15 protein-coding genes and 3 pseudogenes are annotated in these 22052 nt (G+C 45.5%); 10 read left to right on the top strand and 8 right to left on the bottom strand.

Annotated features, from left to right (window positions below; translation table 11 throughout):
* Window positions 1-147: 147 nt before the first annotated feature.
* The 6 genes from HMPREF3034_RS06825 (at window position 148) to HMPREF3034_RS06800 (ending at window position 6461) form a co-directional block, all read left to right on the top strand.
* Complete coding sequence (locus HMPREF3034_RS06825; protein ID WP_036898250.1) at window positions 148-795, top strand: hypothetical protein; 648 nt, start codon at window positions 148-150, stop codon at window positions 793-795.
* A 3-nt stretch (window positions 796-798) separates the two neighbouring features.
* The gene (gene rpoN, locus HMPREF3034_RS06820; protein WP_062434288.1) at window positions 799-2289 is read left to right on the top strand and encodes an RNA polymerase factor sigma-54; all 1491 of its coding nucleotides are present in this window, start codon (window positions 799-801) and stop codon (window positions 2287-2289) included.
* A gap of 75 nt (window positions 2290-2364) precedes the next feature.
* Window positions 2365-2982 (top strand): phosphatase PAP2 family protein, encoded by a 618-nt coding sequence (locus HMPREF3034_RS06815; RefSeq protein WP_062434285.1) that lies wholly within the window; start codon window positions 2365-2367, stop codon window positions 2980-2982.
* Window positions 2983-2998: 16 nt separating this feature from the next.
* Complete coding sequence (gene purE, locus HMPREF3034_RS06810) at window positions 2999-3508, top strand: 5-(carboxyamino)imidazole ribonucleotide mutase (protein WP_036898243.1); 510 nt, start codon at window positions 2999-3001, stop codon at window positions 3506-3508.
* Complete coding sequence (locus HMPREF3034_RS06805; RefSeq protein WP_062434282.1) at window positions 3508-5379, top strand: 4-hydroxy-3-methylbut-2-en-1-yl diphosphate synthase; 1872 nt, start codon at window positions 3508-3510, stop codon at window positions 5377-5379. Before purE ends, HMPREF3034_RS06805 begins: the two co-directional genes overlap by 1 nt.
* A 122-nt stretch (window positions 5380-5501) precedes the next feature.
* Window positions 5502-6461 carry an aldo/keto reductase gene (locus HMPREF3034_RS06800; protein WP_036898239.1) on the top strand — a complete coding sequence of 320 codons (960 nt, stop codon included), beginning with the start codon at window positions 5502-5504 and terminating at the stop codon, window positions 6459-6461.
* Window positions 6462-6570: 109 nt separating this feature from the next.
* Here HMPREF3034_RS06800 and HMPREF3034_RS06795 read toward each other — a convergent pair whose 3' ends face one another.
* Window positions 6571-7248, bottom strand: coding sequence for a M15 family metallopeptidase (locus HMPREF3034_RS06795; RefSeq protein ID WP_082721728.1), 678 nt, complete (start codon window positions 7246-7248; stop codon window positions 6571-6573).
* A gap of 288 nt (window positions 7249-7536) precedes the next feature.
* On the opposite strand from HMPREF3034_RS06795, the pseudogene HMPREF3034_RS13155 reads away from it, so the two are divergent.
* Window positions 7537-7617, top strand: a pseudogene (locus HMPREF3034_RS13155) (TonB-dependent receptor); the annotation flags it as partial.
* 246 nt (window positions 7618-7863) lie between these two features.
* Here HMPREF3034_RS13155 and HMPREF3034_RS06785 read toward each other — a convergent pair.
* From HMPREF3034_RS06785 to leuS, 7 genes and pseudogenes are all read right to left on the bottom strand, one after another.
* Complete coding sequence (locus HMPREF3034_RS06785) at window positions 7864-9276, bottom strand: hypothetical protein (RefSeq protein WP_062434274.1); 1413 nt, start codon at window positions 9274-9276, stop codon at window positions 7864-7866.
* A gap of 8 nt (window positions 9277-9284) precedes the next feature.
* Window positions 9285-11282: a type IX secretion system anionic LPS delivery protein PorZ gene (locus tag HMPREF3034_RS06780; RefSeq protein WP_062434272.1), complete on the bottom strand. Its 1998-nt coding sequence runs from the start codon at window positions 11280-11282 to the stop codon at window positions 9285-9287.
* Entirely contained in the window at window positions 11279-12181 is a 903-nt protein-coding gene (locus HMPREF3034_RS06775; RefSeq protein WP_156431067.1) for a glycosyltransferase family 2 protein, read from the bottom strand. The genes HMPREF3034_RS06780 and HMPREF3034_RS06775 overlap by 4 nt, the downstream gene beginning before the upstream one ends.
* Before the next feature lie 6 nt (window positions 12182-12187).
* The gene (locus tag HMPREF3034_RS12985; protein ID WP_369796368.1) at window positions 12188-12454 is read right to left on the bottom strand and encodes a non-canonical purine NTP pyrophosphatase; all 267 of its coding nucleotides are present in this window, start codon (window positions 12452-12454) and stop codon (window positions 12188-12190) included.
* A 156-nt stretch (window positions 12455-12610) separates the two neighbouring features.
* A pseudogene (locus HMPREF3034_RS13150) lies at window positions 12611-13390 on the bottom strand (non-canonical purine NTP pyrophosphatase); the annotation flags it as partial.
* Window positions 13387-14313 (bottom strand): YitT family protein, encoded by a 927-nt coding sequence (locus HMPREF3034_RS06765; protein ID WP_036898225.1) that lies wholly within the window; start codon window positions 14311-14313, stop codon window positions 13387-13389. The gene HMPREF3034_RS06765 and the pseudogene HMPREF3034_RS13150, both read right to left, overlap by 4 nt.
* 8 nt (window positions 14314-14321) lie before the next feature.
* Window positions 14322-17216 carry a leucine--tRNA ligase gene (gene leuS, locus HMPREF3034_RS06760; RefSeq protein ID WP_062434268.1) on the bottom strand — a complete coding sequence of 965 codons (2895 nt, stop codon included), beginning with the start codon at window positions 17214-17216 and terminating at the stop codon, window positions 14322-14324.
* A 423-nt stretch (window positions 17217-17639) separates the two neighbouring features.
* Between leuS and HMPREF3034_RS06755 the strand changes: the two genes are divergently transcribed.
* The 3 genes and pseudogenes from HMPREF3034_RS06755 to HMPREF3034_RS13145 all read left to right on the top strand — a co-directional run bounded on the left by HMPREF3034_RS06755 (window position 17640) and on the right by HMPREF3034_RS13145 (window position 21922).
* On the top strand, window positions 17640-19004 hold the full coding sequence (locus tag HMPREF3034_RS06755; protein WP_062434257.1) for an NAD(P)/FAD-dependent oxidoreductase: 1365 nt from the start codon (window positions 17640-17642) through the stop codon (window positions 19002-19004).
* Window positions 19005-19164: 160 nt separating this feature from the next.
* Entirely contained in the window at window positions 19165-21426 is a 2262-nt protein-coding gene (locus tag HMPREF3034_RS06750; RefSeq protein WP_231725626.1) for a peptidase associated domain and porin domain-containing protein, read from the top strand.
* A gap of 35 nt (window positions 21427-21461) precedes the next feature.
* Window positions 21462-21922 (top strand): annotated as a pseudogene (locus HMPREF3034_RS13145) (cysteine peptidase family C39 domain-containing protein).
* The last annotated feature ends 130 nt before the right edge of the window (window positions 21923-22052 follow it).

Genomic DNA, 22052 nt, shown 5'->3' with positions numbered 1-22052 from the left:
AGGGAGATAATGGATGGGGAGAGGCTTCTGTAGAGACGTGGCATCCCACATTCCTCCCCCAACATAGGCTGGTATCTCAACAAAATCAAAGTAAAACTTTGCTTTTGTCTGCAAATTACACTATCTTTGCGATAAAAAGAAAGAGCGATGGTCATGCATCCTTTGTGGGAAGATACATACTGGCTGATTCTCTTACAGCTATACCTAAAGAAGCCCGTTGGCGTAAAGGCACTTTATTCGAGAGCCTTGGTCGACGTGGGAATGGAATTGCATATACCACCAACATTTCTTTATCAACAGATGTTTCACATCAGAAGGCTCGACACACCTAGCATGAAAATGTTGTGGGAGACATACGCTACGCACCCGAAACGGTTGGCTAAAGAGGTAGGAAAATTACGAACCATGTGCGGATTCGGCCAACCAGACGCTTTCTACGAGGGTGTGGACATCCACGAAACATTCGAGAGCGACTTCCGGCCGGTATCTGTTAGCTGTCCGTTGACACCTACCATGCTCATCATGATACTCGACTTATACTTCCGACTCACGCCCATTACGATGGTGGACGAGACACCCGAAGTGGTGGAACTAAGCCGGCTCATGGGCATAGACGTGCAACATGTGGTGGCAGCGATGGAGGCTTTCCAACTTTGCGATCCCTATCTCGCTCGGCCTCAACAACCACATGAACTACTCGAACCATGCCGACGCGTATGGAACAGATACGGCAATGGCAATCCGGAGGAACTCTCCTCGATGGCAGCGCAACTCTCGGCATACTTCAAAGAATAGGCTATGGCACAGAAACTCGTACAAACTCAAGAACAGAAACTGGCGCAAGTACAACGCTTGTCACAACAGCAGATGCTCAATGTGCACCTGTTGGAAATGCCATTGACGGAGCTTGAGGAAAGTATCAATGCCGAACTAGATGACAATCCGGCACTGGAAAAAGGCGACGAAGAGATGCCGGAGTCGACTGTAGACGACCGTCTAGACAGCCAAGATGATGATTTCGACACAGAGAACGAGCGTGAAGAGCGGCAGGATGCACTCGATGCCGCCCTCGAAAACATAGGGCGCGACGACGAAATGCCACAGACCTACAGCGGCAGCAATAACCAAAATGCCGACTACGAAGAGATGGTTTATGGCGACACCACGTCGTTTTACGACAAGCTAAAAGAGCAAATGGGCATGATGGAGCTATCAGAACAAGATGCCCAAGTGATGGAATATCTCATCGGAAGTCTTGATGACGACGGCTTGTTGCGCAAAGATTTGGACAGCATTTGCGACGAATTGGCCATATACCATAATATAGATGTGCCCGAAGAGGAAATAGAACGCTTGCTCGGATTGCTGCAAACGATGGACCCGGCAGGTATCGGAGCACGCTCACTACAAGAATGTCTATTACTACAAATAGACCGTCGACCCGATAATAAGCTCAAAGAATACATGCAACGTGTAGTCAACGACTATTTTGAAGAATTCACCCGCAAGCATTGGGATAAGATTCAAAGCCAACTAGGACTGAGCGATATACAGACCGAAACGTTGCATCGAGAGCTCGTAAGACTCAATCCGAAACCCGGAGCATCACTTGGTGAGACCGAAGGACGGAACGTCCACCAAATTACACCCGACTTTATCATCGACACAGCCGATGATGGTAGCGTGAGTTTCTCGCTGAATAGAGGGAATATTCCGGAGCTGCATGTCTCGGAATCATTTGCCAATATGATGGCAACCTACAAGAACAACAAAGCCGGAATGAGCCGCCAGATGAAAGAGGCATTGCTCTATGCCAAGGGTAAAGTAGACAAAGCACAAGGCTTTATCGAGGCAGTGAAGCAGCGACAACACACGCTTACAGTCACCATGAAAGCTATCATAGACTGGCAACACAAGTATTTCGAAGACGGAGACGAAGCCGATTTGCGCCCGATGATACTGAAAGACATTGCCGACAAGACGGGATTGGACATCTCAACTATCAGCCGTGTAAGCAATGTAAAGTATGCCCAAACACGATGGGGAACATTTCCACTGCGCTATTTCTTCACCGATAGCTACACGACAGAGGAAGGTGAGGAGATGTCTACACGCAAAATCAAGTTGGCACTCAAAGAGATTATCGACAAAGAAGATAAACGTAAGCCTATGAGCGACGACCTATTGACGGCCGAAATGAAAAAGATAGGCTATCCGATAGCCCGACGTACGGTGGGCAAATACCGCGAACAACTCGGCTTACCGGTTGCCCGACTGCGCAAAACGTAGCTTTTGGGAGACAAAAAAGAGAATAAGAATAAAAGATTAATAATTGAATTGAAGATTTTAGATTAACCATAGGTAATGAAAGAAAAGGACCTTATAACGGCTGCGAGAATTATAAGTATCATCTTCTCGCCCTTCTATCTGCCACTATTGGGACTGGTAGCACTCTTCGTACTCAGCTATCTGAGCATGCTTCCGCTATCTTATAAGCTCTCCGTTTTGACTATGGTCTATCTTTTTACCATCCTTACGCCTACCCTACTCATACACATGTATCGTCGTTATCATGGGTGGACACTCATCGAATTGGGTGCTCGCGAGCGCCGAATGGTGCCATACGTCATCTCCATATTGTGTTACTTTGCCTGCTATTATCTGATGAATCTGCTCCATGTGCCCCACTTTATGGGTGGTATCTTGGTGGCAGCGCTCGTCATTCAGATTATCTGTGCACTGATAAACGTATGGTGGAAGATTTCTACCCATGCTGTTGCGAGTGGCGGAGTAGCCGGTGCGCTGATGGCATTTGCCCTCATCTTCGAGTTCAACCCGGTATGGTGGCTTTGCTTGGTCATGATATTGGCCGGCTTGGTAGGTACCAGTCGCATGATTCTGCGGCAACATTCATTGGCTCAAATCATTGCGGGCTTCTTCTTAGGACTATTATTGGCGTTTGTCGCCATAGCAATTATATAATTAAACATCCATTTATATGAAACCTATTGTGAGTATTATCATGGGCAGCACAAGCGATCTGCCCGTCATGGAAAAAGCTTGTAAATGGCTCGAAAGTCAAGAGATACCTTTCGAAGTGAATGCTCTTTCGGCTCATAGAACGCCCGCTGCGGTCGAAGCTTTTGCCAAAGGTGCTCGCGAACGCGGTATCAAAGTCATCATAGCAGCAGCTGGAATGTCGGCCGCTTTGCCCGGTGTTATCGCCGCATCTACCCCACTTCCCGTCATTGGAGTGCCTATCAAGGGCATGCTGGATGGGCTTGACGCCATGCTTTCCATAATCCAAATGCCACCCGGAATACCCGTAGCTACGGTGGGAATAAATGCAGCTCAGAACGCAGCTATCCTCGCGGCGCAGATTATTGCGGTCTCCGATGCCGACATGGCAGCCAAAGTTGACGCTTGGAAAGCGTCTTTGGGACAAAAGATAGAGAAAGCAAATGCAGAGCTAGCAGATATAAAGGACTATAAGTTCAAGACCAACTAATGATAGATTTATTCAATTATCAACGGCGCAAATCATCCGTTGTACATATCGGAGCCATCGACATGGGCGGCGAAAATCCTGTCCGTGTACAGTCGATGACGACCACCAACACCAACGATACCGATGCTTGTGTGGAACAAGCAGAGCGTATCATCCGCGCAGGAGGAGAACTCGTGCGACTCACAACACAAGGTTCAAAGGAGGCAGAAAACCTCAAAAACATCAACGCGGGCATTCGATCGCGTGGCTACAACACCCCACTTGTGGCCGATGTACACTTCAATCCCAACGTAGCCGACGTGGCTGCTCACTACGCAGAAAAAGTAAGAGTGAATCCGGGAAACTATGTTGACCCTGCTCGCAAGTTCATTAAGTTGGAATATACCGACGAGGAATATGCGCAAGAGTTAAAGAAGATAGAGGATAGATTCGTACCGTTTCTCAACATTTGTAAGGAGAATCACACGGCAATTCGTATCGGTGTGAACCATGGATCGCTCTCTGATCGCATTCGCAACCGATATGGTGACACACCGGAAGGTATCGTTGAGAGTTGTATGGAGTTTCTCCGTATCTGCAAAAAAGAAAATTTCAACGACGTAGTCATCTCCATCAAGTCATCAAATACGGTGGTCATGGTACGCAGCATGCGCCTCTTGGTCGACACGATGGAGCGCGAAGACATGCACTATCCGCTGCATTTGGGCGTCACGGAAGCCGGAGAAGGCGAAGATGGACGTATCAAAAGCGCTGTAGGAATTGGTGCTTTATTGGCCGATGGCATCGGTAATACCATTCGTGTATCGCTCAGCGAGGAGCCGGAATGCGAGATTCCTGTGGCTCGTCACTTGGTAGATTACCTCGGAAAGCATAGCGGTCACATGCTCATTCCGGCCGAGCCATATACCGGTTTCGACTGGTTGCGCCCTGAACGACGCCACACCAAACCCGTACACCACGTGGGTGGAACACAGGTTCCTGTGGTTATCGGTAATCTGGGAAACGACGATAGCCGCGACAAGCAGACTCCCTCGCAACGTCCGGACTATATTTATGCCGGCTCGGCAATGCCCGACAAGTTGTTCCCCGGACAGAACTACATCCTCGATTTCAACACATACGCCGAATTAGCAAGCCAAGGTGGAGACGTTTCTCACATCTTCCCCATCTTCCCGGTAAGCGCTATGCCATTTATAGGACAGGTTTCTGCTCCGCTCAAATTCCTCGTTCTGCAATATGGCTGTCCCACAGAAGAGTATTTGGCATGCCTCAAGAGTCACCCAGAAGTGGTGGTCGTATGTGCTTCAAATCACCAAAACAGATTAGGAGAGCAGCGTGCTTTGGTTCACGAGATGATGAATGCGGGAGTTGAAAACCCTGTTATCTTCGCACAGATGTATCGCCATTCACAGCTTGAAAAGAGCGATTTGCAGCTCGAAGCAGCAGCCGACATGGGCGCATTGATGATAGACGGACTCACCGACGGTATCTGGCTGATGAACGATGGTACCATTCCACAAAGCTTCATCGACCAAACCGCCTATGGAATATTGCAGGCTTCGCGCCTTCGTACCACCCGAACAGAATACATCAGCTGCCCCGGTTGCGGTCGCACCTTATATAATTTGCAACAGACCATCGCCCAAATTCGTGAGGCAACCAAGGATATGAAGGGTCTCAAGATTGGTATCATGGGCTGTATTGTGAACGGTCCGGGCGAGATGGCCGATGCCGATTACGGTTACGTAGGAGCCGGTCCGGGCAAGGTTTCGCTCTATCGCCGACAGGAATGTGTAGAGAGAAACATCCCTCAAGAGGTGGCCGTGGAACATCTACTCAATCTGATTGAAAGCGACAAAGTTTTGAGTTAAGAGTGAGAAGTGAGGATTTAGGAGTGAGAAGTTGATTAAAATAAGATACAGCTTTTCATTCCTAATTCCTCATTCTAAAAACTTCTAACTCTTCACTACTAACTACTAATTCTACAAAGAGCATGAATCTCAAACTACGGTACACAGCAGCGGAAGAGCGTTACGACCATTCCGGCACACTCTATGCCCGTTGTGGCAACACAGGAGTGAAACTTCCACGTATCTCACTGGGCTTTTGGCACAATTTCGGAGGCGTAGACCCTTACGAACGAAGCCGCGCTATCACCCACTACGCATTCGACCATGGTATCACCCACTTCGATTTGGCCAACAACTACGGTCCTCCTTACGGCACGGCAGAAGAAACAATGGGGCGCTTGATGGACGATGATTTCCGCCCATATCGCGACGAACTCTTCATATCTTCAAAGGCCGGATACGACATGTGGCCCGGTCCTTACGGTGAATGGGGCTCTCGTAAGTATCTCATGGCAAGCATTGACCAAAGTCTTAGACGCATGCATTTGGACTATGTAGACCTCTTCTACAGCCATAGATTCGACCCAGAGACCCCTATCGAAGAAACTTTGCAAGCCTTAGTAGATATTGTACGCGCGGGAAAAGCACTCTATGTGGGCATCAGCCGTTGGCCGTTGGAAGCCTTGAAGAAAGCCGACAAGTATCTACGCAAGCGCGATGTGCCGTTGCTTATCTACCAAGATTGCCTGAATATGATAAACCGTAAGCCTATGGACGAAGGACAATTGGAATATTGCCGCACCCATGGTATCGGCTTCATCAGCTTCTCTCCGCTTGCCCAAGGACTGCTTACCAACCGTTATCTAGACGGTATCCCGGCTGATAGTCGCATGGCTCATCACACATCATTGCCCGAAGAGCGACTCACACCCGAACTTCTTGCGCAACTCAGAACATGGAACCAAGAGGCCGAAGCAGCCGGACACACACTCGCAGAGAAAGCTTTGCGATGGATTTTAGAACAACAAGGCGTGACAAGTGTGCTCGTCGGAGCCAGCTCCGTAGCCCAGTTGGCTCAAAATATGAAGTGTGTTGAGGATTAATTTGTAATAGTATACTGTCTAAAAGACAACCACTTAATTACTGTAAGCCTTTAGGTTTACGGTAATTAAAAGAATTGTCCTTTGGACAAAATTCAGAAATCTATCCTCCTTATTTAATCACTTGGTAGGCACGTTTCGCCTCTGCCCGACTCTTAAAATTAAAATGCCACCACTCCGTGCGCAGTCCTCTGAAACCGGCATAACGCATCACTTGACGTAACAATCGGCGATTATCGCGTGCCCGACGACTGATTTTGCGCTCGGCCACCAGTGCATCTTCGCGGTCTATATGAGCTGCCGCACCCATATAATCTATCTTCGTTCCCATATCAAGCGTGTCACCTCGCGCATCACACAAAGTGATATCAACCGCCAACCCATAGTTGTGTAAACCGCCACCATGCGCCGGATTGCTCACATAAATATCTTTCGACGTATTCTTCACACAGTCCCACATCTTCTGTTGGATACTCATAGGACGAGCCGCATCGTACACCTTGAGTGACAAGTCGGGGCGTAATTGCTTCAACCGACGCTGTGCTCGTGCCAGTGCTGCGGCTGCTTGGGGATGTAAGTAAGCCTCACGCAAGTCATCGTAAAGCACCCGCCCCGTGAAATTATCGGCACGCCCATACATCAGACTCACTTGAATCGTAGGCTCAACTTGCTTCACATTCACATAACCACGGAGTTCTAAGCTTTGCGCCATGCGACTTAACTGTTGCGCCAAAGCCCAATATGGCATTGCTAACAACCATAATAAAAATGAAAAACAAACCTTCTTCATACCACAAAGGTAAACAATTCCATCTGAAAGCATATATTTACACTTTACAATACTTACTTATAATACCTAAAAACTCAATACCACAGAAAATCAAGAAATGTTTACCTACTTTTAAGTATTGTTGATATATAAAACAAAGTATAATTTTGCACCGGATAAAACAGTAACTTCAATAATATGAAAAGAATGTATTTCGTAGCACTCTTTGCCTTGATGGCAGTGCTACACTGCGTGGCGCAAGATACAGACGCGATGCTTTTTGGTGATGTGAAAAGCATCGTAACAGGCAAACATATCGATGATGCAGCCTTCATGTATGCTCCAGTATACGGTGCAACATGGTATGGCGGTGTAAGCATAACTCTCTAATTTAGTCAATAGGCACCAGTCGTGGTGCTAACAGTAAGGGATTACCATTTGAGATGAATGGTAATCCTTTTGTTTTTAATAAGTCTTATCGAATGACACAATATATTATAGGTTAGCACGGGAAACATCATCTCCAAGAACCATTGCTATGTATGCACTAATAATATGCTATTTGTTTGGAAAGACTAAATCTAATAGAGTATCTTTGTACACTAAAGAGATATGCAGGCAAGTGATAATACGAAACTATCGAGACACCACCTTCATTCTCTCCCCATCATAAACCATCACGCAGCGATAGCCCTTTTGATGTGCAAGTTTTACCAATCGTGGGATAGCAGCCTTATTATCACGCTGTATCAATGTATCTTTCCATTCTTTCGGCCATCGGTATTTGCTTGCATGTATGGCAGCTCTACCCCAACCAAAAGCCTTGGCAGGAGGTACAAGGAACGAAGAATAATGTATTACAGTGTCTTCCAACATGATGCTATAAACGCTATCAACTGGATTTTTGAGCACTCGCAGCGTGTTCTCTCCCATACGTTGAGCCAATTGCCCTGCTGCTCTTGCAGCATCCCAATGGGAAGTGGCTATCATGAAAGCAGACACCATATATAATAAGGTGAAACCTATGATACGCTTAGAGACTGTTTGCTTATCTAGCAGATAGGCTACCAAGAGAGCTTCCAAACCTAAAGAAGCGTAGGCATGCATGACGGTAAAGATAGTTGCCAAGTGAATGGAAGCACCTAAGAAAATGTAGAATAGGAACATCCAAAACGTCCGTTCGCGCCAATAACGGACCTTTGAAGCAAACAATGACAGGTAAAACGGCATGGCCATAAAGAAGGTTAAGACTGCACCGGCAATACCAATAGGGCTTCGATGCATGAGACCTACATAATCAGTAGGGACACATGTAACTGCCACAAACTTGGCGATATTCTTGATCTTGACTGCCAAAGCAAAACTATAATATTCATTGTTGACATACATCCCACTGTTGGGCAATGACAATCTTGCAATACCATACAGCAATATGCAGCCAAATGCAAGACCGGCAAACTGCCATAAGCAACGCATGGAAAGCCTATTGATTCCCCAAGCAAAGAGAGGGATAATGGCAAACCAAAGGATTCCGTTCTCCTTGGAAAGCACTGCAAAATAACAACAAACGACATAACAAGCAATACGAACGCTACCTTGATAACGCAAAAAAAGTAGAAGTCCTATCAATCCCCACAAAGCTGAGTAAGTCTGGTTAATGGAATCGATATCCAACACCGTGCCCAACATGCCCGGAGCAAGATAGAAAAACAAGGTAGCTATGTTTGTAGAAGCAGCCTTAAACTTCAATTTTTGGCACAAAAGGAATACACATACGGCAGCCAAAGTATGTCCCAAAAGCACTATCAGATGGTTGAGCGCAGGGAATAGATGGTAATTGAAGCCCAGCACATAGCCTATCAATCCGTCGAACGGACGCCAATAGACGCCTGCAGGAAAAATGACTTCCGATAGTTTTCCGGTGTAGGGAGTCGTCAAGTAAGTCCAATCATCAAATGTAGGTTGTAACTGTAGCAGGGCCCATAAGGCAACAGGGAAGAAGCATAGAATAATGGCAATAGCCCAATGAGTATGTATATACTGTCGCATAATACTGGTTAATTAATGATGGCAATCTTACATACCGTTCCTTTATCGCCATCTTGCGTAGCCGTTTGTACCATATATATTCCACTAGGGACACGCCTTCCATTCGTACCGGTGCCGTCCCAAACGAACGTACCACCATTGCTGCGCCCTTGTTTAACTAAATATCCGGCTGCCGAAACTATCTTAACATCGGCATCATAGGTCAATCCCACTACCGTGATAGGCCCGGTATAGTCGGGGCGAACAGGGTTCGGATAGGCATAGACCGTCTCTTTGGTCATGATATCGGCAGCTTTGGTGGCATCGCTTTGATACGAACAAAGTCCCTTGGATGTACCGAAATACACCACACCGGAGGCATCGTCAATGGCTATACTCTGTACCTCGTCGGAGAGAAGTGGGCTACTTGATGCCACAAAATGTTGCAACTCAGTCTGGTTGTCAGCACTGATGAGGTAGACACCATTGCCATTTGTACCGAACCATTTGCGCCCGGCACCATCTATAGCCATTGAGAGAATATCCACACCACTTAATAAGTAGGAGGCAAAATTGGTACCATCGTTACGCGCCACCTTCACTTGTATGAATGTATTTCCATTATTTGCTATCTCGGAAGCAGATAGATAGACAGGTCCGACATTCGTTCCCACCCATATATTCTTATCCAAATCTTCTTCCACACAACGCACATAACCTATTTGGAGGGGCGTTCCGTCTTGGTTAGTAATAGTAGGATAAGTCTTAATAACATCGGTAGCCGGCTGATAACAGGCCAATGCCGGTACACGATAGAAGTTATTGACAAACCACATGAGACCACGACTATCAAACATAACATCCGCCATATTCTCCCAAGAACGATTGTTATAGACCATCAACTCTTTATGGTAAAAAGCTTCCCACGTATTGTCATTCTGCAATTCAAGGATAGACGTGGAGGGACTAATGCTATTCATGACCCACAGATTACCTGTATTGTCATGGCAAAGTCCAGTTGTCACAACATAATTGCGATTATTGTTGCCTACTGTGGAAGCCGTCTGTAGCGGACTATTATGATTGGAATACTCCTTCACCATCTCGTTGTTGAGATACTCATATACCCCCGTTTGCCCACAAGCAAAAACATGCTTCTCATTGGTGGGGTCTACACTCAACGCCGCAAAGTTCACAAATACGTGGTTCAATGACGGTTGTTTTTCATTTGTCACAGCCCAGTCGCTCCCATCAAATATCTGGATAACAGCCGGAAGATTATCTGCATATCCCGGAACTGAATAGAGTTTTCCATGCTTAAAAAGTAGGAAACCAAAATCATTATACTTGGGACCACCGGGCTTCAACGACTTTACTTGCGTCAAGAGGGCATCGTCTATCGACTTTACACAGGCTTGATAATCGCCCACACGAGCCCATACTGCCTTATCAAGCAAATTACTTGAGAGTGCAGCGGCATAAAGTCCTTGCACACTGGAAGCCACATACAGCTTGGCACCATCAATATATGTATAGTCTATACGGAATCCGAGATGATATGTTTCAGCTATTTCGGCATTGTCCATATTGACCTTGACAACTCCGAAACCGGTGGAAAGATAGGCAAATTTGCCGTTGATATCAACCCCATAGATCGTTTTATCGCCGGCAATACTGGCATTATAATAGCCTAAAATATTGGTAGTTCGCCCATCAGCAGAGAGCAAATCGATGTTCCCGTCGGTATAAACAATGATAAGTTTACGGACAGTTTGCGACCATGCTATAAACGAAATATCGGTACCACTCAACCCATTGGTCTTGTCATAAAGTTGCAAGCTGTGGTCATTTTTGTTGTAAGTGTACAGGCTTTTAGATGCCAACACATAGAGCATATTGCCACCTTGCTGCACATCGGTAATATCACTGTAAGCACGATAAGCCTTCCATGTGCCGATAGACGCGGCTTGTAAGGCAGTACAAGCGACACAAAGGAAGGTTATCAAATTGAATATTCGTTGTTTCATACGTCTTCTTTAGGATTGATAAGGCTAGCTAAAAAGAGAAGCTTGTATATATTTAACAGAAAAACATTGGGTTTATTGCCTTCCAACCTATGTTTGATACGGGAACCAAAGAGATGGTATAGCTGTTTGAAAAAGGGATGCAATCGAAGCCGATGAAGTATTTCGATCACGTGAAGTAAGGACGAATAACCCTGCAATCGATTGCGACAACCGGATAAAACACGCAAAGATTGCTCTGTTTTTTGTAAGAAAAGAGCGTTCGACTCAAACTCATTGAGCTGCACGGGATTGTCAATATGCGCAATAGTAAAGCCCTGTTGCTCAACGAGCTTGCCAAACAACACGTCTTCATAACCGTAGATTCGGATACTTTCATCAAACGGACACCGCTCGGCAACAACTCTACGAACAAGGAAATTAGTACTACGAAACTGCCGAAAACCGTACTGCTGTCTTCTTTCGACGGTATGTTTACACTCCGACCGTTTCTCATAGAGCCATCGAAGATTGTCCTTCCAAAGTTCTACAGTGCCTCCAATAGTTATTCCACCTACCACGATATCGGCCTGTGAGGATAGATATTGCAAGATGAAATGAGGATTATCGAGCGCCAAATCGCCATCAATAAAGAGCAAAAAGGGATAATGTGATTGCGCAGTAAGGAAGTTTCGAATACCCGAACGACCACGATTGACTTCGCATTCGATATAAGACACGTGGTCGAACTGCCAAATAGAGCGATTAGCTTCCACATAGCGGTGCTCCGTGGAAGCATCGTCGGCTACGATTATCTCAAATGTTAAAGCACGAATGGCAGCACATTGAGCATGCAATGCGGCCACCAAACGCATACAATAGCAGTTGTAGGTGGGCAGAAGTATCGACAGCTGCGTAATCAAGACGTCCTATTCTTCGAGTGAATGGAGATACTCTGCCAACTTCTCCACGGCTCTGGCGCGATGCGAAATCTTGTTTTTCACCTCAGCACCCAATTCCGCAAAACTCTTATCATAGCCTTCCGGAACAAACAGCGGGTCGTATCCGAATCCCCCACTTCCACTCTTTGAGTGTGCAATGGTGCCGGAAACAGAACCAGAGAAGAAGATAGGCCCCTCTAAATCTCCCCTTGAAGGGGAGACTTGAAGACTAGAATCAGAATAAGATGCTGTCATTGTCCCTGTTGAATCGTCCCCTAAGGAGGAGATTTGAAGACTAGAATCAGAGTAAGATACTGTCATTGTCCCTGTTGAATCGTCCCCTAAGGAGGAGACTTTGGAAGTTTGTTGAGAAGCAAATTTTAGTGTTTGTAATTCACTAAGATGTTTTTTAATAGTTTGAATTACGCCATCCATATTCTCAATAACTTCTTCATTGGCAAACCTAACAACCTCAAATCCCAATTTGTTTAAGTCTTGTGTACGTTGCTCATCGGTAATTCGCTGGTCGTAAGAGCGATGATATTCACCATCAACTTCTACTATTAAGCCCACAGAAAGACACACGAAATCAGCAATATAATCACCTATTATATGTTGTCTGCGAAACTTAAAACCAAGATTTTCGCACTTGATAGCATCCCATAATGCACGTTCGGCATCTGTCGTATGACCAATGTTCTCCTCCCTAAAAGCTTTTAGGATACCATAGTTAGCACGATTTGCTGTTTGATAAGCATGAGAATGCTTCGATAAAGGAGAAGACACTCCCCCTTCATTGGGGAGACGGAGAGGGCCATTCTGAATCAAACAAATCACCGTTCTGAACTGTGCGCGGCGATTATCCTTACCCTCTAGCTCTCTCAACAACTTCGCCATATTAGCTTCGGAATCGTGATCGGTACCCTCAGCATAGCGTGCACTGTGCACACCGGGGGCTCCATCGAGCGCCTCAACCTCCAACCCTGTGTCGTCGGCAAAGCAACTCAAGCCGTAATGTTCGTACACATACTGCGCTTTTTGCAACGCGTTTGCTTCCAAAGTATCGCCTGTTTCGGGAATATCTTCATGACAACCGATATCGGCAAGCGACACTATTTCAAAGCGATTGCCCAATATTCGTCGAATCTCATCGAGTTTATGAGCATTGTTGGTAGCAAAAACTATCTTCATTTCTTTTCTATACCCTTAGGTACTTTCACCTTCATCTCGTCGAAACCTTCACCATATACTCCGATAACGGCCGACTGACTGACAAACGCATTAGGGTCAATCATCTTGATAAGACGGAAGATATACTGGCTTTCTCGCTTCTTGGCAAGAATACAAAGCACCTTCATTTCCTGTCCGGTATACCATCCATGCCCATCGAGAATGGTCACACCGTGATCCATCTGTGTACCAATGGCATTGGCAATCTCTTGATATTTCTTGCTGAATATCATGAACTGAACCGACTCTCGACGCGCATTCATCACATAATCAAGTACGAAATTCTCGATAACCATCGTACAAAGACCGAACACCAGCTTCCTCCAATCCTCGAAAACAGGGTAAGAACTACCAATAATCAAAAGGTCTACGAAGATCAATACACGCCCCAGAGAGATGTTATGATACTTGTTGACCACCGCAGCAATGATGTCCGTACCACCCGTTGAACCGTTATGTAGGAACACAATGGCCAACGATGCACCCGTAAACGAGCAACCAAGGATGAGCGACATGAAGTCTTGACCATCGCCAAGTATTCTAAGCAACGTGCCATCGGGCTGTGTAACGGCTTTCTGAGCAACATCAAGAAGCAGCGAAAGAACCAAGATTGCATAGATAGTCTTCATCAAAAACTTTACTCCAAGTATCTTCAATGCGACACCTAACAACAACGCATTGAGCACAAAATAGGAGTAAGCCAACGGTATTCCCGTCGCATAGAAGATGATAGCAGCAATACCCGTCACACCACCGGTAACGATTCCGTATGGTAAGAGGAACACTGCCCACCCGAAAGAGAAGAGCAGTAGTCCCAGTGTCAAGTACAGATAGTCCCTGACTTCGTCGCGTATGACGGGGCTAATGTTAAAGGGTAAATTCATATACTGATTTATTTAAGTACGATATTAACTATCTTCTTGGGCACGACAATCACCTTTACGATGCTCTTTCCCTCTAGATATTTCTGACTACGCTCATCTTCCAACACGGCTTTCTCCATGAATTCCTTGGTTGCATCGGCCGCAAATGTCTTTTGATAGCGAGCCTTTCCGTTAAAGGAAATAGCCAATTGAATCTCGCTTTCCACCAGATATTGCTCATCGAAAGCCGGCCATTGTGCATCGCAAACGCTACCCTGCTCGCCCAACGAAGCCCAGAACTCTTCGGCAATATGCGGTGCAAACGGTGCGATGATAATGGTCAACGCACGCAATATCTCGCGACTATGACACTTCTGCTGGCTCAATTCGTTCACAGCTATCATGAAAGCGCTGATAGCAGTGTTGTATGAGAACTTCTGAATATCATCGGTTACCTTCTTAATCAACTTGTGTAGGCTTTTCAACGAGTCCTTGGTAGGAGCATCGTCATTGACCAAGAACGTGTCATTCTCGCCACGTGCATCCCAGAAGAGTGCCCAAAGTTTCTTCAAGAAACGGTGACATCCATCAATACCATTGGTATCCCAAGGCTTGCTAGCCTCCACCGGGCCGAGGAACATCTCGTACAATCGCAGTGTATCGGCACCATATTTATCGACAATCATGTCTGGGTTGACAACGTTGAACATAGACTTCGACATCTTCTCCACAGCCCAACCACAAATATATTTACCGTCTTCGAGGATGAATTCTGCATTCTTATATTCCGGTCGCCAAGCCTTAAAGGCCTCGGTATCGAGTACATCTGCATTCACGATATTCACGTCGACGTGAATCGGAGTGGTCTCGTATTGGTCTTTCAAACCCAACGATACGAAGACAGGAGCCTTGGCCGAGTCGGCGTTATTCACCCGATATACAAAGTTGGAGCGTCCCTGTATCATGCCTTGATTGATGAGTTTCTGGAACGGTTCTTCCTTGCAACTCACGCCCATATCATACAAGAACTTGTTCCAGAAGCGCGAATAGATAAGGTGTCCGGTCGCATGTTCGGTACCACCGACGTACAAATCTACGTTCTGCCAATAGTTATCGACCTCTTTCGACACCAAAGCCTCATCGTTACGGTTGTCCATATAGCGCAGATAATAAGCCGAACTACCCGCAAATCCGGGCATGGTATAGAGCTCGATGGGGAATACCGACACGTTGTCTACAAGACTCTTGTCTACCACTTTCTTGTTCGCGGTGTCCCACGCCCACATCTTAGCACGTCCCAATGGTGGTTCGCCCGTCTCCGTTGGTTCGTATTTATCGATTTCGGGCAACTCCAACGGCAGGCATTCTTCCGGAATCATGTAAGGCATCTCATCTTTATAGTACACGGGGAACGGCTCTCCCCAGTAGCGTTGACGCGAGAAGATGGCATCGCGGAGGCGATAATTCACCTTCACACGGCCCAATCCATTGCTCTCAACATATTTTTTTGTGGCTGCAATGGCTTCTTTGACACTTAAACCATTCAACACCAAACCACAACTCGACTCTCCTTGAGCCGGCGAATTGCATACAATTCCCTCCTTGGCATCATAACTTTCCTCACTCACATCGGCTCCCCCAATCAGCGGGATAATAGGCAGATTGAAATGTTTTGCAAACGCATAGTCGCGACTATCGTGTGCCGGAACGGCCATAATGGCACCTGTTCCATAGCCGGCCAATACATATTCGCTAATCCAAATAGGTACCTGCTTGCCTGTGAATGGGTTGATGGCATAGCTACCAGAGAACACACCCGTCACTTTTCGGTCGCTCATACGGTCGAGTTCGGTACGCTTCTTCACGTATTCCAGATACTTCTCCACCTCTTCACGCTGCTCATCGGTAGTTACCTGAGCCACATATTCGCTCTCAGGAGCCAATACCATGAACGTAACACCAAACATCGTATCGGCACGAGTGGTGAAGATAATGAACTCTGAAAGGTCAGATTGGTCGGATAAAACAGACTTGTCAGACACTGCTTTCGCCAACTTGAACTTCACCTCGGTACCCTCCGAACGACCAATCCAGTTGCGCTGGGTCTCTTTCAACGAGTCAGTCCAGTCTACACTGTCCAATCCATCGAGCAAACGCTGTGAATACGCCGATGTGCGCAAGCACCATTGGCGCATCTTCTTTTGTACCACGGGATAGCCACCGCGTACACTTACGCCATCGACCACCTCGTCGTTGGCCAACACCGTACCCAGTCCGGCACACCAGTTAACCATTGTTTCGCCTAGATAAGCAATACGGTAGTTCATCAACACCTGCTGTTGTTCCTTCTCGCTCATGCCATTCCACTGCTCGGCCGTGATGTCCAAGTCCTCGCTTTGAGCCACTGTCAAGCCTTTGGTACCATTCTTTGAGATATATTCCACAAGCTCCGTGATGGGACGAGCCTTCTGTTCTTCGTTGCAATAATACGATTCAAACATCTTCTCAAAGGCCCACTGTGTCCACTTATAATACCCCGGTTCGCAAGTACGCACTTCACGTTCCCAGTCGAAACAGAATCCAATCTTGTCGAGCTGTTCGCGATAATGGTTGATATTCTGCTCGGTTGTGATGGCCGGATGCTGCCCTGTTTGAATAGCATACTGCTCAGCCGGCAAACCATAAGCGTCGTATCCCATCGGATTGAGCACATTATAACCTTGCAAACGCATGTAGCGAGCATAGATGTCGCTGGCTATATAGCCCAGTGGATGGCCCACATGCAAGCCGGCACCCGATGGGTATGGGAACATATTGAGCACATAGAACTTCTTACGTGTCTTGTCCTCAGTCACACGATAGGTAGCATTCTCCACCCAACGCTTTTGCCATTTCTTCTCGATTTCTCTGAAATTGTATTCCATTGTCGTATTGTTTTGTAGGTCGACCGCTCTTCACTGTGCCAAAAACGGGTTAACATGAGCCGTCATTCCCTTGATTATATTCTGATTGCAAAAGTAATAAAAATAAGTGGTATTTGTACCTTTTACACCTATATTAGTATAGATTGGTATACTAAGAGGCTTATTTGCTTGTAAGACGGAAAACTTTCTGGCTCTACATCTCTTACCTTTTAACTCTTACCTTTGCCCCCTCCCCTTTTGGGGAGGGTTGGGGTGAGGCTACTGCTACGGCTCATCAGAATGGCTGCCAAACCTATTCAACAATGCTGAAAAGTCGAGGCAGCAATACTGAAAAGTATCTGCAACGATAAAATAATCATAAGTGAGTAGAGTATATTCATCTAAAATTGAGTAATTTTGCAGTGGTTTTAAAATATACAGGATATGAGTTTAAATATTAGCAAAGGCAATCAAAAGAGAGTAGTTATCGTTGGTGGCGGATTCGGAGGACTGAAACTGGCTAACAAGTTGAAAGGAACCGACTATCAAGTGATTCTCATCGACAAGAACAACTACCATCAATTCCCCCCATTGATTTACCAAGTAGCATCGGCAGGAATGGAACCCAGCTCTATCTCTTTCCCTTTCAGACGGAACTTTCAAAACCGTAAGAACCTGTATTTCCGTATGGCCGAGCTGCGTGCGATATATCCTGACAAGAAGATTATACAAACTTCCATCGGCAAAGTGGAATACGATTACCTCGTACTCTCGGCTGGAGCAACCACCAATTTCTTCGGAAACGTGAACGTAGAGCACAATGCCGTACCCATGAAAACGGTATCTGAAGCCATGGGATTGCAGAATGCCATTCTCTCAAACATAGAGCGTTCCATCACCTGTGCTACAAAATTGGAACAACAAGAACTCTTGAACGTTGTCATCGTTGGTGGTGGTGCATCGGGCGTAGAGGTGGCTGGCGTGCTCTCAGAGATGAAAAACACTATCTTACCTCACGACTATCCCGACTTGGATGCGTCGCTCATGAATATCTACCTCATCGAGGCGGGCAACCGATTACTCCCTGCTTTCTCTAAAGAATCGTCTGATGAGGTAGAGAAATACCTGCGTAACATGGGTGTCAACGTACTACTCAATAAGATGGTAACCGATTACCAAGATCACAAAGTGATGTTGGCCGACGGTAGCAGCATTTCTACACGTACTTTCATCTGGGTGAGTGGCGTCAAAGGACAGCCTGTCGGCAATCTCGACAATGCTCTTTTAGGGCGCGGCGGACGTATCAAGGTGAACGAATTCAACCAAGTAGAGGGATTAGAAGATGTATTCAGCATCGGCGACCAGTGTATTATGAGTGGCGACGAAGCCTATCCCAACGGTCATCCACAGCTGGCTCAAGTAGCTATCCAGCAGGGGGTAAACCTCGGTAAAAACCTTCGCCGACTCGAAAAAGGCAAAGAACTGAAACCATTCCATTATAAGAACCTCGGTTCGATGGCCACCGTAGGACGCAATAAGGCTGTAGCCGAGTTCGCAAGTATCCGTTTGAGCGGTTTCATCGCATGGCTCATGTGGCTCTTAGTGCACCTACGCTCCATCTTGGGCGTGCGCAACAAGGTGGTGGTATTGCTCAACTGGATATGGAACTACTTCAACTACAACCAGTCGCTCCGCATGATTTTCTACCCACAGAAAGTATTGGAAGTACGCGAACGCGAAAAGCGTGAGGCTCGTGTGCATTGGGGTGAAGACCTCAACGAGCAAGAAGAGGAAAACGAAAAGAGGTAAGAAAAAACCTCATAAAAACCCGTTGGTGGAATTAATTTAGTGCATACTTAATTCTGCCAACGGGTACTAACAATAAAATTAGACTATGCGAAAGATATTTTTTGCTTTGGTTATGTTATTGCAATCCATATTCTTGCATGCATATGTAGTAAAGGGATCTGTGGTTGACGAAAAGGGTAAGCCGATACGGAAAGCCTTGGTTATCGGACGTAACAGTATGAAGAAGGTGGTTGTCGGGGTTGAAACCGACCCATCGGGGATGTTTTCATCGGCAAACGTCACTGATTCTATATTGACAATCGAAATATCGAAAGAGGATTATACCACGGTCTACATCAGAATATCGGGAACTGACGGTAAGTTTGTAGATTTGGGTACAATAGAACTTAAACCTATGGAAGTGAGTTTGGGAGAGGTTGTTGTCACTGCCCAAACGGTCATTCAAAAGCCAGACAGATATATCATCATCCCGTCAAGAAAGGAGTTGGACCGGGCAGCCAACGGTTTGTCACTGTTGAGCGACATGCAATATAAAATGCCGGGACTGACGGTGAACGAGTCTTTGCAAACGGTTCAGGTGGATAATGCGACACCTGTTTTTAAGATTAACGGAAGACCGTGTAGTCTAAGTCATTTCTTGGCGTTAAACCCGCAACGTATCTTACGTATTGAATACCATGACAATCCTGACGTAAGATATGAAAACCGCAGGGTGATTAATGTGATACTCAATCCGAGAGGTGATGGGGGATCGGTCATCGCCAATGTGCTGACAGGGGCTAATGCAGGTTTTCTCAATGGCAATATTGGTTTGGAGTATTATCGCAAGAAATCCGAATGGGAACTCAATTATAGCACCAACTGGAGAGATTACGATGAGAGGGAAATAAACTCTTCCAGTGAGTTTATCGGACGGAATGCCCCAGTCTTGAGAGAAAGAAACGGAATACCCGGCGACTTCCGCTACTGGTGGAATACGATATCATTGGGTTATACCTATATGCATGATCCTAATACGGTTTTTGCGGCAAAGGCTGGTTTTGGAATTGAGAATCAAAAGATGGATGAAGATTCATGGAACACGCAGCAATATATGGGTAACCTGTCAAAATATCAGAACCTGACGCACAAAAAATTGAAATACTGTCTGCCCACAATCGATTTGTTCTTCAAAAAACAGATAGACGAAACACAATACATTGAAGCCAATGTGTATGGCATATATGGGTCGGGGGATTATAACCGTCGATACATCAACTTATATCAAAGTCCGTTGCCCGATGATTCCGTACTGTCGCTAACAAACGATAAGTCGTGGCGTTTAACTGCCGATATGATGTATTCTAAAACCCTCAAGAACCTTGTCGCAGCCTTGGGAATCAAGGAGTATTATAACAGTACCGACAACGAACAAACAGAGAATGGGATTTTAGGTAAGGGTAAAATCACTCAGAACAGGCTGTCGGTGTACGGTCAACTCCAGGGAAAAATCAAGCGTCTGAATTACGGCCTTAGTGCTATCGGCATTTACAATCATGCCAACAACAACTCGTACAAGACAGATGCTGTAAGGCTGAAATCAAACATCGTTGTCAATTATCCGCTATCACAACGTCTGACGTTGAATTATCTGCTGATGCTCGAACCGTCGCTGCCGTCAGTTACGCAGCAGTCTGCCCTGACACAAAGGGTTGACGACATTACCATCCGGCAGGGTAACCCAGACCTGAAACCGTCTTCCTACATTAGGAACAGGGTGTATGTACGATATGCTGATAAACGTTTTACGGGCTCTTTGTGGGCTTCTTACAGCAGGACAGAGAAACCTATCTACTATACTTATAGCTATATCAGTGATGTTTCAAGTCCGTATTATGATATGTTTATGAGTCGCCCCATTAACGGACAGCATAACGACCAATTCAATCTTGAGTTGAACTTAGCAACACAAGAGCTTTTCGGGTTTGCAACAGTATGGGGGAACGTAGGTTGGAACAATTTGCATATCACCATGACAGATAAGAGTTATGTCAGGAACCGACTATACGCATCCCTGAATGGGACGTTGTCTTTCGGTAATTGGCTTATAACTGCTATGTATCAGATACAGCCCGACTATATCTTGTCAGGAAACTCATACAGCACAAAGGATAGGTGGAACACTGTCAAGATTCAGTATAAGTACAAGAACTGGCACTTTTCACTTACAGGGGTGAATATGTTCACAAAGCGAGGCAGTGTTTATGAGAATATCGTCGTATCAGACGTCCACCCCGAAGAATACAGCCAATGTATCAAGGATAATGCTAATATGCTGTTGTTGGGCGTGAGTTATAGGCTTGATTTTGGCAAAAAACGAAACAATACCAAACGCTCCTTGAACAATGAGGGAATAGAACGAGGAATTGATATTAATTATTAAAAGTAAATTTTTAAAAAAATAAATCACTTTGGCAAATGGAGAGTACAGACTGTGGAGCCGTATGCTTGCAGATGCTCTGTGCATTCTATGGAAAGCCTGTTTCGCTACAAAATATAAAAGAGGGTCTTAGCATATCTCGTATTGGCATAACAATCAGAGATGTTAAGAATAGAGCAACGGAATTAGGTCTTAATACAATTGTTGCAAAAGCAACTTTGCAACAATTGTTAAGATGCAGTCTCCAGTTATTCTACATTGGAATAGCAATCATTTTGTTGTTTTATATAAAGTTAAAAAAGAACGAGATAATACCTATTCGTATTATATTGCTGATCCTGCTAATGGAAAAATAAAATTTACAGAAAAAGAAATAAAGAGATACTGGCTTGAAGAAAAAGAAGATGGGATTGTGATACTTACTCAACCAACAATTATTTTTTATGAAACAAATTTTCCAAAACAAAAGAATGATTGGTCTATTGCAGTGTCACTTTAAAAAAAATATGTAACGTCTAAAACTAAAATATATAAATCTCTTGTATTACTAATAATTTCAATGTTATGTAGTTGGATGATTCCTTATTTATATCAATCAATACGCGAGTTCGGGATAAGAAAAGCTTTAG

It is taken from the genome of Prevotella sp. DNF00663, from assembly GCF_001553265.1.
GTDB lineage: Bacteria > Bacteroidota > Bacteroidia > Bacteroidales > Bacteroidaceae > Prevotella.
This window is presented reverse-complemented; position numbering and strand designations above follow the sequence as displayed.

Excerpts from the sequence above, each read along its gene's own strand:
- leuS (WP_062434268.1), bottom strand. The coding sequence starts at position 17,216 with ATGGAATACAATTTCAGAGAAATCGAGAAGAAATGGCAAAAGCGTTGG.
- rpoN (WP_062434288.1), top strand. The coding sequence starts at position 799 with ATGGCACAGAAACTCGTACAAACTCAAGAACAGAAACTGGCGCAAGTA.
- HMPREF3034_RS12985 (WP_369796368.1), bottom strand. The coding sequence starts at position 12,454 with ATGACAGCATCTTATTCTGATTCTAGTCTTCAAGTCTCCCCTTCAAGG.
- HMPREF3034_RS06765 (WP_036898225.1), bottom strand. The coding sequence starts at position 14,313 with ATGAATTTACCCTTTAACATTAGCCCCGTCATACGCGACGAAGTCAGG.
- HMPREF3034_RS06785 (WP_062434274.1), bottom strand. The coding sequence starts at position 9,276 with ATGCGACAGTATATACATACTCATTGGGCTATTGCCATTATTCTATGC.
- HMPREF3034_RS06795 (WP_082721728.1), bottom strand. The coding sequence starts at position 7,248 with ATGAAGAAGGTTTGTTTTTCATTTTTATTATGGTTGTTAGCAATGCCA.
- HMPREF3034_RS06780 (WP_062434272.1), bottom strand. The coding sequence starts at position 11,282 with ATGAAACAACGAATATTCAATTTGATAACCTTCCTTTGTGTCGCTTGT.
- HMPREF3034_RS06825 (WP_036898250.1), top strand. The coding sequence starts at position 148 with ATGGTCATGCATCCTTTGTGGGAAGATACATACTGGCTGATTCTCTTA.
- HMPREF3034_RS06805 (WP_062434282.1), top strand. The coding sequence starts at position 3,508 with ATGATAGATTTATTCAATTATCAACGGCGCAAATCATCCGTTGTACAT.
- HMPREF3034_RS06800 (WP_036898239.1), top strand. The coding sequence starts at position 5,502 with ATGAATCTCAAACTACGGTACACAGCAGCGGAAGAGCGTTACGACCAT.
- purE (WP_036898243.1), top strand. The coding sequence starts at position 2,999 with ATGAAACCTATTGTGAGTATTATCATGGGCAGCACAAGCGATCTGCCC.
- HMPREF3034_RS06755 (WP_062434257.1), top strand. The coding sequence starts at position 17,640 with ATGAGTTTAAATATTAGCAAAGGCAATCAAAAGAGAGTAGTTATCGTT.
- HMPREF3034_RS06815 (WP_062434285.1), top strand. The coding sequence starts at position 2,365 with ATGAAAGAAAAGGACCTTATAACGGCTGCGAGAATTATAAGTATCATC.